Raw genomic sequence first — 14599 nt, forward strand, 5'->3', positions numbered from 1 at the left:
GTCAGCCATCAGCGCTCCGAGTTCCCGGGCCGCCGTTGAAAGCACGAACCGGGTCAGCGGGCCGATTAGCGCCGTGTGCTCGAGACGGCTCATATAATGCGCTGGTCCCAGCGAGCCGTACTCGGGATTGGTCCAGCGGATCAGCGCCTCGACGCCCACGCACCTGCCGTCGCGCAGGCTGACCACCGGCTGGTATTCCAGACGGAACTCCCCTTTCCTTAATCCGGCCCGGGCAGCGCGCATCAGCCTGGCATCGGGACCGAATCGGCGTTTGACGAAAATCCATGCCAGCGCGCACAGACCCAGCAGGATCAGCCACAACGCCAGCCAGAGGCCCAGCCATGACAGCAGGTGGAGATTGATCGGTGTCCTTGCAGGCGTGCGCGGCCGGGCCCCCGGCTTGCGCGCCGAGTGGTCCGCATCAGGGGCCCCCTCAAGCCGTGCAGGCGGGGCAGGCGGTGCCAGGCGATCGCACACATCATCCTGTCCGCAGCCGGTCGGCACCAGCGGACTGGCCGGCGGATCGGTAAATCCCTGCACGCGAAAAGTAACGACTGGAAAGGAGATTGAAGCCGGGGTTCCGTTGTCGCTGCTGGCCGGCGTACCGGTCAGACTAACGTCTGCCGTGTCCGCGACTGTCGACGGGGGGGAATCTGCCCCGCGGGCTTTGGACCGCGTGACAGAACCTGCGCGCCCAACGTTCGATGCCTCGTGCAATGAAATGCAATGCAGCTGGCGGGGGCCCGCCGGATCGATGAGCGTCGCATTCACTCCATCCAGCGTAGCGGGAATCAACAGGGAAGCGGGAAGCGTGCAGTCCGTACCAAACAGAACGGTCGCGGCGGGTTCCTGCGAAACCGGCGTGGCCGCTGGCGCTGCCAGCGCAGCGATGGCGCCTCGCGCCGGGGCGCCGGCAAATTCCTGTGTCGGCGCTGCGTGGGCGAACGGCACCGATAGCACCAGCAGCAATGCCATCGTGCACATTTGCCTGCTATCCGGCAACCTGAAAGCGTCAATGGCCACCGTGTTCAAACTGTGTGGGCCTGCATGGACAGGCATCATGAAGGCGGTTTGGTCGGTGCCTGGAGTCGTCTGGCAAAATTGCTCCCGGAGATCAGGTGACAGAGAAACTTAGGGTAGGCTAAAAATTACTAATTGTCAGACAAATGTACACCATCGCCGCCCGGATGATTCCGGTTGTTGCGAAATTTTTTTACAGTCTTGTAATATGTACTTATTTACTCACGACGACCCACGTGGAGGGCAGGCGAATGCCGGCCGGCAAATTAGCCCAGCCCTTGGAAGGACAGCCGTCAACCGGCAGTCCAGTGGGCGACCTTCCGATCTTTGACAATGTCCTCGATCACATACAGGCTGGTCATAAAAAAACACAAACACACTGCGGACTGTGATGACCGAGCCCATGTCTGGGCGAGACGCATGCGAACGGATCGCTCAAACGGAAGTCACCGTCGGGCGTAGGTCAGTCTGCCGAATCATCGGTCGTTGCTTTACAAAATGGCGGCTCGTCGCTCGTCAATAAACGGTCGCCAACCGACTGCGAAAGACCGCTCGTGGCCCGAAGTGAGTCCGACGCTGCCGCTGCCCGCCCCTCGTCTTGGTCGACCGAAGGCATCTATGCCGCGAGCCGATGTTCGTAATATGGACGGTCACGATCGTCGAGGATCGCGTGCAGCGCCCCTAGATTCGCCGGATCGGGTGACAGCCACGCGTCGATGTTCTCGGGCTTGATCGGGACAATGCAGCGGTCGTGGCCGGCCGCCGCGACCTCCGGCGGAGGCTCGTCCGTTATCGCCGCAAACGAAAGGAGATCCTGCTCGCCCGGCGCCTTCCAGTGTGACCACAGGCAGGCAACCAGCATTTCTCCGCCGGTATTCGGTCGAAACTCCAACACCACGTTTTCGTCCTTTTCGGCATCCTGCAGCTCGCGCCCTTCCATCCTGGCGCGGCTGACGTTCTCAAAGAACGCGTTGACGACCATCAGCCCGTGCGAATAGCCGAAGAGATCGCGCCAGAACCCTTCGAGATTGTCGCGGCGCGCGTTGTAGGTGCCCGGAAACTTCGTGTCGTAAAACTTCGGCTTACCCGCCGGCCGGCACTGGTAGCGCATCGGCTTGATTACCCGCTGGCCGTTCTCCATGACCATGACAGGTGCGTACGTACCCGGGAAGATGCGCGCGTAGCGGTCCTGCAGTTCGGTCCGCCTGAGATCGTCGAGGCGGCGGATCGTCGCGTCGATCTTGTCCGTGGCGATGCGTTTGCTTTCTGTGGCTGCCTTGGTGGCTTTCGTTTGAAGCGTCCGTTCAGCGTCAGCGAGTCGGGTCCGCTGTCTGAATAATTCCTGCTCGAGCGCAGTGGCCTGCTCGGCGTTGTACCGGTCGATTGCGGCCTTGATCCCGCGCTGTTCCTCGGTCTGGGGGTCGGCGAACGCCGCGTCCATCGCCTTCGGAATCTTTGCCTTGCTCCCGTTGGCGCGCTCAAAGTAGAGCTCCGCGAACTCCCGCAAGCTCAGCCGCGCCCCGAACGCTCTCACGAATTTTCGATAGTCCGCAACGATCTGCGCTGAATAGCACATGGCCGGCTCCGGGTTTTGAGACGGTTCTATGATACCGCCGCAAGTCCGGGATACACTGTATGTTTATACAGTGGTTTATCATGGGTCTATTCAATTCTTCGGAAACCGACCGCCCCTGCCGTTCCTGTGAGCATTGGGGCGGCGACATTGCCGGCGGATCTCATGCGTTGTGCGTACGCGGTGATCGCCGGCAGGTCCAAGCGGACCCCGAGACGGGCTGCGTCTACTGGGTCCACGCAATTGGATCTGATGACGAGCCACCAGCAAAGGCGCGCGGCTCGACCGGCAGCAACGGGTCGACCTGAGTTAAACGCGTCGGGCGGTAGCCGGCCATCGACGGTCCTTCCCAGGCGCATGCCGAATGTCTGCTGACAGGGCGAAGAGTCACAATTGGCAAAGAGAAGGCGACCGACGATTCGTCGGTCGCTTTACGCAGAGCGGCCTTTTTAAATGCAAGCGCTGGACCGCCGCCCATTCTCGTAAGCTTACGTTAAGACACGTACGGACAAATAAGTCTCCGCGTTGCCAATTGACGTGCAGTAGTTAACCGAGGTGTGGGCAGTTGGCATCCGCAGCGATTCGCAGAAGCGGGGCCGATCCGCAACAGCGCGAATGTAACCAGCGCATCAGAAAAAATCAGTTTGTTCTAGTATGCGTTTCACAGCGCCTCTCCTCTCCGTTCGCGCGAAAATCTAAACAGCATATTTACTGCTTTTCCCGCCAATTTATGGACTGATTATACGTGCGGATCGGCACACGCCAGTCACTATCGGACGAACGTCAGGTGCAAGTTTATCATTTCACATCATAGTCATAATGAATTCCATAGACTATTAAATGTTCGATGCCGCGGTGGTTAAAATTTCCATTGAGAAGTTGTTGGTGATGTACTTTAATACGGAAAATAGAATCGCCATGTCGTGTTTGACCGAGATGCAAGCGAACGGCCCTTGTGTACTAAAGAGCGAGCCGAGCAGCCTAGGCGCATCACTCATTTAGTTGCGGTCAGCACGGCCTTGACATCCGCAGAAACTAGCTGAAGGGCTGCAGCGGGTCGGTAAGGGTAACTCGCCGGTCGACGCGATCGGCGGCGAGCGGTTTAGGCAGTATGACTTTCCGTGAGGTGGTGGCTGGCAAGTATGAGACAGTCGAATATATCGTATCAAAGCTTTTGCGTTTTTGTCGCGACGGTTTTATGCACTAACTCGTGAAACCACAGCGTTCGTTGACGTCCGCAAAAATTCGGTCGCATTCGCCGGATGGAGCGGACCGATTCCTGCATGACCCAAAAGAATCCGGCCCTTCCGTTAAACCGTGTTGCCGATGCCCGTTTATCTTCCTGACAGCTGAAACCGGTCAGAACTTTGCCACTGGTAGTCCCTTTAGAGAGCGTCCGCCACGGAAAGCATCTGGTACGTTCAATACAATCGAGACGCGTCGGCGTTCGGCCGTGCTGAAATACCAGCAAAACAGCGATGGCTGCGTACCCGCACGCATTCGAACCCCGTGCCCGGCTCGGCATCGGGATACACGGGGTTGTAAAGCTCGTCGTGTCTCCAACCTTCAGAGGTGAATCGATGACCAACAAGTCGCACGCCGAAAAGGCGGCCGCGCTCGCGGCCCTGAAGCATCGGCTCGAAGCGCCACTGGTGGTGGACGTCGCAGAGGCACGACACCCCGACACGAGCAAGCCGTATTATCGATTCAAGCTGGTGGATGCCGGCAATGCCAACGGCGCCGCCTATAGCGTGCTTGTCGACGACCACGGCCAAGCGCTCGAGTCGACAGACGCCCTCGAGCAACGCTTCGACCGGCCAGTTCTCGACGTGAAATCGGCATCGGTAATAGCGCCCATCGTCATCAACCCAGACACCAATGTTCTGGTGCTGAATCCCGGCGCGACGCTCGACGAAACCATCACCGTCACTGTCCCCAAGAACGCCGGACCGACGAAAGCAGACGTCTATTTTCTGGCTGACACCACCGGCTCGATGGGCACGATCCTGAACGCCGTCCAGGTCGGTGCAAACAATGTCCTGGCGTCGCTTAACGCGCTCGGCCTCGACCTGATGTTCGGGGTCGGCAACTACAAGGATTTCGCGTCCGGCGATCCCTATGGCTTCCAGCATCAAGTCAGTCCGACCAGCGCCGCCGCGGCCGTTGCCACGGGTATCAACGCGTGGTCTGCGAACGGCGGCGGCGACTTAGCAGAAGCGGCGTTGTTCGCGCTCGACAGCCTCGCAGTGCCACCAGGACCCGGCATCGGCTGGCGTGCGGGGAGCAAGCGCATTGTCGTCTGGTTCGGTGACGCGCCCAGCCACGATCCGATCTGCAATGCGGTCTCGAGCGCACCAACCGTCACCGAGGCCGGCGCTATCGCCAGGCTCGTCAACGAGGGCATCATCGTCCTCGCCATCTCCACCGCGACGCCTGGCCTCGACGGCGATCCGACCGTCAACGCCGACGGCTATCAACCTCAGTGCGGCGCGCCTGGTGGCGCGCCGGGGCAGGCCAGCCGATTGACCGCTGCGACGGGCGGGGCGCTCGCGGTCGGCATCAATGCGGGAAATATCGTGAACACGATCATTGCGCTCGTGAAGGCCGCAGTCGGCTCGCTACAAAACGTGAAACTCGTACCTTCGTCGAGCGTCGCGCCCTTCGTGACTTCGATCGACCCGCCCGCTGGTTACGGCCCGCTTGCCGGCGAGCAGGATTACGTGCTGACCTTCAAGATTCGATTCACCGGCGTACCCTGCGGACCAGAGGAGCAGGTCGTTACGGGCGCCATCGATGCGTTGGCCGACGGCAAGACTGTCGCAAGCAAGGCCGTGAAGATCACTGTGCCGGCCTGCCAGTTCGTCTATGCAGTCGACTTCGTCTGCGGGCCGCAAAACGCGTGCAGCTGCGAATGCTCACCTGTGCAGGCGGGTCGATACGCCACGTCGATCGCGATCCACAACTATTCGCTGAAGCCAGTGGAGATCCTGAAACGCTTCGTCCCCCTCGTGTTGTCCGGCGCAGCGATCGCAAGGGAGCCGCGAACGGCCGGCGCGCGCGCGGAAGACCGGATCGTTTTGCCTGCGCAAACCGCAACGATGGATGACTGCTGCCGGATTGCAGAAGAACTCCTGGGCGCGGTAACGCAAGAATCGCTACCCCTTACCACCGGTCTGATCGAGATCACGGCAAGCGCCGATGTCGCAGTCACGGCCGTCTATACGACGTCAGGATCGATGCCGGAAAGCGGCGTTTCGATCGACGTCAAACAGGTTACCGCCCGCCGATAACCTTTAGAGGAGAACGGCCGTGTCGCATATCACTGGAACGATTCAGATCCTTGGCGCCCCGATCGCAATTGGTCCCGGGACTACCGTATTCAATCCGCCTGCGTCGCCTGCTCCGGGAGGAACCAAGTATCTGGTCTTGCATTTCCAGAACCTCAACTTCCGGCCCGGCGACGAGTTGCAGGTCAATCTTGGCTATGACATCGACCGGTTTACAGCCGGCGACGGCCCTTCTTTCTGGACTCGACCCGTCAATATCTACGCGTTTCCGGCCGGCGTTCAGATCACGTATGTTGCTGCCGGGCCAGGCACGGGCAGCGTGCAACTGGACCGGTACGGCCGAGGCGAGCGGCATCAAGGCGAAACCGACCATCCGAGCTTTTCAAATTGCGATCCGTTCTACCAGGCGCCTGCCTACGAGGAGCCAACGTACGATCCATTCTGGTATTGCGCCAACCCGCCGAATTGGGAGAATGCCGCATGTGCTACGCCTTCCACCGACATACGTGCCCGGGTGTCGCGCAGCGTCGGAATGATCTTGTCCGTCGAGGCGAGCGACTTCACTGGCGTTCAGCAACTCTCGACCTGCTCGGTCACCCTCGTGGATTCTGACAAGGTCATTACTGCGGGACACTGCCACACGCCGGCGGAAGCACTGAACGGCTCGGTTACCTTCGACTACCAAACGCAATGCGATGGCAGCCAGCCTGCTGGTTACAATCCGCGTTTTTACAAGGTGAAAGCGGTGCTCGCGCACCGCTATGACTCAACGGGCGACTACAGCCTGTTGCAATTGGCCGAAGCGCCGGCCGGGGTTCCGATCATCCAGATGCGCCCGGATCTTCCTCTCGTCGGCGAGCAGATATTTGGCGTGCACCATCCAAACGGTGCCGTCAAAAAACTATCGATACCGCATGGCGAAGGATTTGCCACAGTCGTCAACAGCAATGCATCGGCGATCAACGTACCCACCAACGTTCATGTATCGGGCGGCAGTTCCGGGTCGGGGCTGTTCGATGCCGCAGGACGCATCGTAGGCATTCTGTCAAACGGCAATCCTTGCGCCGGTGGCATGCTGAACTATTTTCCTATTGCAACGACACTGCAGATCATCGCCCCGGCTCCGCCGCCGCCCGTCACACGTGACGTTATGCTGGTTTTCGACCGCTCAGGCAGTATGTCGCTTGACGACGGCACGGGCCGGCCGAAGATCGATGCGGCCCGCGATGCGCTGTCGCTGTTCGTTCAGCTCGTGAGATCCAATACAGGCAATCGCCTTGGTCTCGTTTCGTTCAGCACGTCGGCCAGTTCGCCCGTCGACTTTGCGATCAACACTGTCACACCGACGTCGAAGAATGCGCTGATCGGTCCGCCGCCCTATATCGGGGGCAAGTTGCCTGGCTTGACGCCGGGTGGGATGACTAGCATCGGCGGAGGTCTCGGCGCAGCGCAGGCACAACTGGCCGGCGCGGGCGGACCCAGCCCGAAGGCGATTCTGTTGATGACGGACGGACTGCAGAACCAGCCGCCGATGATTGCGGCCGTTGACGCCTCGCTTGCCGGCACGACGGTTCACGCTATCGGCTTCGGCAGCGAATCCAATCTCGACGGCGCGCTGCTTCAGACGCTCGCCGGGTCGCATGGTGGCCTTTATACGCGTGCGAGCGGCGGCCTGTCATTGGAGAAATTTTTCGCTACCGCGTTCGGCAACATCTTCGAATACGGCATCCTGATGGACCCCGAATTCGATCTGCCAGCGAACCAGCCGGCGGGGACCGCTTTGCCGTTCCGTATCTGCGGCGAAGAGGCGATCACGGTGGTGGCCGGTTGGGACAATGCCAACGCGGCCCTTTACGCAGAAGTCACGACGCCCGGCGGCGCGGTGATCACGATCAATGCGCCGACTGTCGAGTCTTCGTCGGGCAGGACGTGGACGTTCCTGCGCGTCCCGCTTCCCGTCGGCGGCGAACGCGACGGACTTTGGAGCGTCAACGTCGTGAGACCCGGAGGCGGTGGCGAATTCCCGCCGCCCACGCCGGCGCTGCGCTATTTCATCAACATAATTCCGAGCGGTGGGCCGCGGATGCGCCGCTTCCGTGAAGGTCGCCGCTACTACACCGGCGACACGATCAATCCGATGGTGCTCATCCGTTATGATGATGGCGGCTGGCCCGACGGCATGAATACGTCGATGACGATCACGTATCCCGACACTAGCATCGGTAATGTGCTCAGCAAGACGGGGCTTGCGCCCGCGGGCAACATCGACGCGGACGGGATAGCGCCGCGCCAGGCGACGCTGCAGTCAATCGAGCAGTCGAGCGGCAAGCCGGTCGTCACGTATATCGACACCACGATCGATCTGTTCAACGACTCGGTGAACACCAACGGCGCGTTCGAAGCAACGGCAACGTTCGGCAAGCCGCTGGTCGATTTTCTTAAAGCCGAAGGCAACTACACGTTCCACGCGAAGGCGACCTACGGCGACGATTGCATGGGCATGCGTGAACTGACGTGGTCGATTCACGTCGAAGTCGGCGTCGATCCGGACAAGACGACCGCCACCACTACAAATCTGCCTCCAGACGCGAACGGGGGTTCGTGCGTTCGCATGGTGTTCACGCCGCGAGACAAGTACGGAAATCTGATGGGGCCGGGCCGCGTTGACGGGTTTACACTCGCGCCGCAACCCGATAGCACGCTCGGAAGCGCGGTGAGTGATCTGGGCGACGGCTCGTACCAAGTCGACGTGTGCATGAATCCGGGGTCGTTCGAACCACCGCGGATCGGCATCGTGCAGCCCGGAAGAGACCCGGTCGTCGTCACATCGGCCAACTTCCGGCTTTTCATGTACAGCGTCAAGTTCGTATGCGGCGAGCAGCGCGACGATTGCTGTGGATGTGCTCCGGTGCGTCCTGGCCACTACTCGACCGAAATCAATATCCACAACTGGCAAGGCAAAGATGCGCCGGTGATCAAACGGGTGATTCCGCTGGTTCTCGCGGGTGCGGCGAAGGGTCGTGAACCGCAGTTCAGCGCGCCCGTCACGCTCGAGACGCTCCTTCTGCCTGCGCATAACGCCACGATGGACGATTGCTGCAGGCTCGCTGAACTGCTCTTCGGCGCGCGACCGGCAGCGGCGGTGCCGCTCACGATGGGGATTCTGGAAATCGCGAGCACCATGGAATTGAGCGTTAGCGCGATTTACACGGTCACGGACGCGCATGGGACTGCGCCCTGCATCAGCGCTCAGCAAATCGAAGCGAGGGTGCTCGTCGTTTAGAGTCCTGTGATAGTGCCGTCGCAGACTCGTGCGACGGCACGGCGCGGCATTGCCTACCCAAGAGGACGCGCTTGGCGCCAATCCCTTTGCCCGGTGTCCACACAATTGCAATGTGTTCGTATGGGCGGTTGGCGAAGCGACCCGGATGCGTACGTTGAGACGGGCGCTCGTTTCATCGCCAGGTCTCGAACCGGGTCGGGTTATGACTGTCGGATATTGGGAAGAAGTTGCAACTGACCATCGTAATGCTGCTGCAGGTAGCAGCGGAACCAGCAGGATTTGCGATCGACCGCGCGAGGCATACATCGGTCCGCCCCAAGCCAATCGAACTGAGCGTCGCTCACGCGTTGACGGCTACCCAGCGTTGGTGAGATGTTCCTGTCGCCGTCGACAAGGAGGTCGGATTGCTCGCCGGCTGTAGTTCAGCGCCTATCGGCCGTTCGAAGATCGCCGACGGACGGCTGAATTGGGTCCGACCTGAGCCGTTCAAAGTCACTTTGACGATCTTCCTTCGGCGATAGTTGAGGATGGAATGACGAGCAAAACGCCCTCCAGATAATCCCAAACCATTGCTGTAGCAAATCCGCAGCGGCCGATTTTACTTGCTGGGCAACGCAAAAACGAGCCCGCCGAAGCGGACTCTTTACTTTTGGGGCCGATTAAAACAGTCCGGCTGGCTGCGCGGCATCGTCCCAGCTGAAGTTAATCACCTCCTTACGCGCTGTTTCGCGGCCACCAGCGCCCACGGGGTAAGAGGCGGCCGGGAGCATGCGCAAACATGCTCCCGGTCGCTCTGTCTTTTTCCGCCCAACTAAGCGCGGTTAAACTAACTTTGGTACGCAAAACTTCATCCGCGGTTGTCGCTCATCACACGCGGGTCGCTTTGCATCTTCCCGCGAAAGAAGCTCGCCACGCCGAGCACGCCACCGATTGCAATCCACGCCTCGGGCGGGATGCTCGGTTGAGCAATGCTCGGCCACCAGCCGCGCAGTAGCGGGATGATGAAGTACGCCCCAATCCAGGCGAATCCGAAACAGAATCCGACGAACGGCCGCCATGCATAGGTCGGCCAGTGATCCGCCTTGGCCTCAACCTGCATCGTCTGGTTGACCGTTGCCGTGTTGGCTTCGTCGGCGGCGAGCTCGGCCTTCTCGACATCAGCGGCGATCTGTGCGAGCTGCGCCTGCTGGTCGAGCACCGCTTTCTGATACTGCATCGCCAGATTCGGGTCCGACTGGATGGCAGCGAGCGCCGCGTCGGGCGCTGACTGCCCTGTCACAGTCTGGGCGATGCTCACCACTTTGCTGGCGACGTCTTCGGCCTTCGAGCCGCCGAGCCAGCCGGCGATCATCGGTACGAAGTGCGCGAGCGCCATTGCAATAGGGATAAGCGGCATCATGCAGCTCCTTTCATGAGGTTGTTGGCGATGCGATTCGTCCAGCCCTTACCGAAGGTGCCGAACATCTTGAGTGACGTGAAATAGCGGAGGCGTAGCGCGTTCCAGCGCAACATGAACCGGAGCGGATCAGTGGCCTGCACCGCCGCGATCGTTGCAGGCCCGATCAGCCCGTCGACCTTTGCGCCGGCGGCGCCCTGCATCCAGATCACCGGATGGCCGCCGTTGTAGTTGGCGTCGAAGATCTGGAAGGCCACGCGCCCGTCCAGCTCGTCGAGCCGCAGCGGATCCCAGTAAAGCTTCTTTGCGATCGCCTTCGCCGTGTCGCGCGGCAAGTCCTTCATCGGGCCGCTATAGCCCGACGCGCGCGCGACCCGCGCCGTGACGCCCCACATCGTTTCGCCGCCCGGATCCGCTGGATTGTTCGAGTAGCCGCCCTCGTTGCCGATGAGCGCATCGAAAGCGTCATCAAAACTGCTCATCACCGCCCTCCTCATGTCGCAAAATCTTGTCGCGAATCAAAACGTAGAGCTGGAGAACGGTGTAGATGGCCGTAACCCACAGCACGAAACTCGGCAGCGATTCGGTGATCGCCTGTATTGCGCTCACTGCGACGGGAGGCGCGACTTTTACAACGCTGGCGACCGTGTCGTTTTGAATCATCAAGGCCTCAAATAAGAAACCCGCCGGGTGGCGGGTCAGGGAGTTGGTGAGCCTTTACGGGATCAGTGAGGCAGTGTCGCGTTGGCCAGGCAGTGCCCCGCGCCGAACAGAGCGTCGATACATGGCGCCGCGATCTTCGCCCAGCGCTTCCCTTGAATCAGCGCATTGCCGGTGCGCGTCGAGATGGTTTCGCCGCGAGCGCCGCCGAACAGCGCATTGCCGCACTCGTCTTGCGCAACAGCCATCGACAGCGCGCGGTCGGTCGATCCGAACGCAGCCTGACAGAGCATTGCGATAGAAAGGATCGGCGCGGCAAGCGTGCACAGCAGCCATACCATCAGCAGTTTCAGTCGGCTCATGGTCAGCTCCACACGATGGCGTGCACGGCTTCGACGGTCGTCGCGGCATCGATCTGAGCAGCAAGCTGCTGGTTCTTCGTCAGGCACGCGAGAATCGCCGCCTTGCCGTCTTGCCCGACTTGCTGGATTTGCGCTGCGGTGTGCATCACGTAGGCCCATGTGCCCGAGCCGTCAGCGCACCAGAACGGCGTAGTCCAGCCCGCAGCCACGCCCGGAAGGATCGACGCGACGACCGATGCGTTCAAGTTCTGCTGATCGGTCGGCTTGGCTGGGTACGTGTGCGGCGCCCCGAGCGCCGAAGATGTGAAGCCCGCGACGATGGCGGCTTGGCACGCTGCCGATACGAGCGCTGTCTGCGATGCCTTTGCGCCATCGACGTCGGGCGGTGGCTCAGGAGTAACTAGCCATTGAGTCGCAGCCCAGATCGCGACCTCACCCGCAGCGAGCGCCGGCGGCTCGGCCGGAACCCAGCCCGGCTCGATGCCCTCTTGATCGTCAATCTGCCGTGTTTCGCCCGTCGATACGCCGGACGCGTTCATTCCGTAGAGGGTCTGCATGGTCACGTCTTAATGTAGGGATTTGCGCCGAGATAGGCAGCCGGCTTGGGCAGCACGAACTGCGATGTGGATGAGTAGGTGGTTGACAGCGTCTCCACAGTGGCCGCGCCGTAGGATGTGCCGGTGACCACAAACATTCCATTACCGTAGGCCAGCCCCGAAATTTGGCCGCTTGAGCTGCCGCCGCTATTGAACGCTGTCCAGGTCGCGCCGTCAGAAGACGCGGCAAGCACACCTCCATATGCGCCGGCTACGAAAAACCCGTTGCCGAATGTCACAGCGTAGATTTCGCTTGTTCCAAAGACTGTGTTTTGAGCAGTCCACGTCACACCGTCCGGAGACGTCGCCAGCATTCCAGTTGCACCCACAGCGACGAACTTACCGTTGCCGTATGCAATGGATCGGATTTCATTCCCCCCGAACGCGCTGGCACGCGCAGTCCAGGTCACGCCATCGGGAGATGTTGCGATAGTCCCGCTAGCGCCGGCGGCGACGAACAACCCCGCCGCATATGTAATGCAATACCAGGTGCTGCTATACGGACTCGTTCTCTGCGTCCACGTCACTCCGTCCGATGAACTGGCAATTACCCCAGTAGTCCCGACTGCGACAAACAAGCCGCTGCCAAACGCCACAGCGATCAACTGAGCGCTCGAAGGCAAAGGACGGCTCTGTCCGGTCCAGTTGACGGCATCTGTCGATGTCGTGGTGACGGCATACCCGCCGTTTTGATACCAGCCGACGCATACATACTTGCCGTTTCCGTATGCAAATCCACCCGCCGAGCCAGCGATAGTTGTCGTGAGTGAGCTCTGGTAGGTCCATGTGATGCCGTCGGGAGATGTGGACAGGGAGGCTGCGGTATCGCAGACCAGAAATTTCCCGTTCAGATAGGCGGCCACGGACGTGTAGTTCCCTGGGCCCGCAGTGCTGCGACCCGTTGGGGCAGAAAGCGCCGGCAAACTTCCAACTGCGGCAAACAATGCTGGATATGCGGACTGGCTGTAGACAGAGCCATCGGCCTTAAGGTAGCCGGCTCCAGGACTGACGGCCGAGTAGGTGATCGTGCCAGAAGGGAGCACCCCAGCTGGGCCAGTTGCACCCGTGGCACCCGCGGCGCCCGAGAGCGCCACCGTCCACGCCGCAAAAGTCCCGCTGCCAGATATTGAAGTCACACTCGCGACGAGGACGCCCGTTGCGCTGTTGTAGCTGGTGACGATTCCCGACATGACGTTCGTCGGAGATGCAGTGTTCGCGATCGTGACGGTCATCCCCACCACGAACAGTTTTCCGGCCTGCACAGTCAGCGACTGGTTGCCGGTGCCGATCGTCAGCGGTGTCGTCGACGTGGCGGCTGTGCCGGGCGCATTGACGGCCGTCGCTGCGCTGGCCGCCGCATTTGAGGCGGATGTCTCGGCATCCGTGATTTTCGCAGCGATGCTGCCCGCCTGTCCGAGAATCCAGTTAGCGATGTTGATGATGTTCGTGAACATCGGCAGCAACCGCGTGCGAAAGCCGCCGTTGGCGAGGCCAGTCGTCGCGCTGCTGTCGTCAGTGACGGTTGAGCCATCGCCGCCGACGTTGGTCGGGAAAGTAACTTGGTTCGTCATCAGGACGTTTCCTCGATTTCAAATGCGTTGCTGTTGTTGTTCAGAAACACGGTGGCGATCGGATTGAGCGCGCGCATGCGGCCGACGAACGATTGCCTGATCAGGTTCAGCGCGTCGCCTGGATCCCACGCGACAAGCAGCTCGCCATCCATGCCGAGCGTTCGCTGCATCTCAAACACCGTCGCCTTCGCCTCGGCATCGCTCAGAAACCCGAGTGAGAACTTGTCGACTCGACGCGGGTTCTTCCGGTCGAAGTAAGGCGTGCCGCCGAGCGAGCGCGCAACCTTCGTATCCGTTTCCCAATTGAACGACGCGCCGTATGACATGTTGTTGGCGGGCTGCCAGCCAGGCGAGAGGAACAGACGGCCAAACTGCAGATACCCTGCCGCGTTTGCCGCATCGCTGAACAGCACCTTGACGTAGCGCGCGAGCACAATGCTCGGCAGAAGGTCAAGCAGAATGCCCGGATACCCGGCGCGGGCGTCCTGCGAGATCGTGCATTCCCACCAGTTGTCGTCTTCCCATTCGAGCGTGCCGAACGGATAGACGACCGGCCATGCGACTTGCCAGCCGGAGTCGTATTTGTTCGTGACGAAAGTCGGGTCGTCGCCCGTTAGCACGCGCCATTGACCCTGCGTGCTCATGTTGTGGCTGACGAGCGAGACGACTTGAAGCTTGCGATCCTTGCCGAGGTCGATGGCGAACTGGGTGTTCGGCGTCGTGCAGTCGGTAGTGCGAGCGACGCGCGCCAGACGCCGGTCCTGCAGGTTGGTCAGCGGCGCCTGCCAACTGCCGCCCGAGAGCGTCGCGCCGTCCGTCAGGTTAGGATATGCGAGTAGGACATTTGCCAC

Annotated in this window: 12 protein-coding genes; 3 read left to right on the forward strand and 9 right to left on the reverse strand. The window is 60.9% G+C overall.

Features of this window, described 5'->3' with window-relative positions:
• Together ABQJ48_RS32850 and ABQJ48_RS32855 are read right to left on the reverse strand one after the other, a co-directional pair.
• On the reverse strand, positions 1 to 975 hold a 975-nt coding region (locus ABQJ48_RS32850; RefSeq protein ID WP_367842096.1), incomplete at its 3' end, for an EAL domain-containing protein.
• A gap of 661 nt (positions 976 to 1636) precedes the next feature.
• On the reverse strand, positions 1637 to 2596 hold the full coding sequence (locus ABQJ48_RS32855; protein ID WP_367842097.1) for an SOS response-associated peptidase family protein: 960 nt from the start codon (positions 2594 to 2596) through the stop codon (positions 1637 to 1639).
• Between the two features lie 1577 nt (positions 2597 to 4173).
• Here ABQJ48_RS32855 and ABQJ48_RS32860 point away from each other — a divergent pair.
• From ABQJ48_RS32860 to ABQJ48_RS32870, 3 genes are read left to right on the forward strand one after another with little or no spacing between them, the layout of a single operon-like run.
• Positions 4174 to 5883 carry a vWA domain-containing protein gene (locus ABQJ48_RS32860; RefSeq protein ID WP_367842098.1) on the forward strand — a complete coding sequence of 570 codons (1710 nt, stop codon included), beginning with the start codon at positions 4174 to 4176 and terminating at the stop codon, positions 5881 to 5883.
• A gap of 19 nt (positions 5884 to 5902) precedes the next feature.
• A complete protein-coding gene (locus ABQJ48_RS32865; RefSeq protein WP_367842099.1) occupies positions 5903 to 9163 on the forward strand; it encodes a trypsin-like peptidase domain-containing protein in 3261 nt (1086 codons plus the stop codon).
• Between the two features lie 28 nt (positions 9164 to 9191).
• Entirely contained in the window at positions 9192 to 9584 is a 393-nt protein-coding gene (locus tag ABQJ48_RS32870; RefSeq protein ID WP_367842100.1) for an SIP domain-containing protein, read from the forward strand.
• Between the two features lie 426 nt (positions 9585 to 10010).
• On the opposite strand, the gene ABQJ48_RS32875 is transcribed toward ABQJ48_RS32870, so the two are convergent.
• The 7 genes from ABQJ48_RS32875 to ABQJ48_RS32905 form a co-directional block, all read right to left on the reverse strand.
• Positions 10011 to 10562, reverse strand: coding sequence for a hypothetical protein (locus tag ABQJ48_RS32875; RefSeq protein WP_367842101.1), 552 nt, complete (start codon positions 10560 to 10562; stop codon positions 10011 to 10013).
• Entirely contained in the window at positions 10559 to 11041 is a 483-nt protein-coding gene (locus tag ABQJ48_RS32880; RefSeq protein WP_367842102.1) for a glycoside hydrolase family 108 protein, read from the reverse strand. Before ABQJ48_RS32880 ends, ABQJ48_RS32875 begins: the two co-directional genes overlap by 4 nt.
• Positions 11028 to 11222, reverse strand: coding sequence for a hypothetical protein (locus ABQJ48_RS32885; protein ID WP_007175746.1), 195 nt, complete (start codon positions 11220 to 11222; stop codon positions 11028 to 11030). Before ABQJ48_RS32885 ends, ABQJ48_RS32880 begins: the two co-directional genes overlap by 14 nt.
• Before the next feature lie 62 nt (positions 11223 to 11284).
• On the reverse strand, positions 11285 to 11581 hold the full coding sequence (locus tag ABQJ48_RS32890) for a hypothetical protein (RefSeq protein ID WP_367842103.1): 297 nt from the start codon (positions 11579 to 11581) through the stop codon (positions 11285 to 11287).
• A 2-nt stretch (positions 11582 to 11583) separates the two neighbouring features.
• Positions 11584 to 12138: a DUF4376 domain-containing protein gene (locus ABQJ48_RS32895; RefSeq protein WP_367842104.1), complete on the reverse strand. Its 555-nt coding sequence runs from the start codon at positions 12136 to 12138 to the stop codon at positions 11584 to 11586.
• Positions 12139 to 12140: 2 nt separating this feature from the next.
• Entirely contained in the window at positions 12141 to 13748 is a 1608-nt protein-coding gene (locus tag ABQJ48_RS32900) for a hypothetical protein (RefSeq protein ID WP_367842105.1), read from the reverse strand.
• The gene (locus tag ABQJ48_RS32905; RefSeq protein ID WP_367842106.1) at positions 13748 to 14599 is read right to left on the reverse strand and encodes a hypothetical protein; all 852 of its coding nucleotides are present in this window, start codon (positions 14597 to 14599) and stop codon (positions 13748 to 13750) included. The genes ABQJ48_RS32900 and ABQJ48_RS32905 overlap by 1 nt, the downstream gene beginning before the upstream one ends.

Origin of the sequence: Paraburkholderia suaedae, from assembly GCF_040812055.1 — a bacterium.
In the GTDB taxonomy this organism is placed as follows: Bacteria; Pseudomonadota; Gammaproteobacteria; order Burkholderiales; family Burkholderiaceae; genus Paraburkholderia.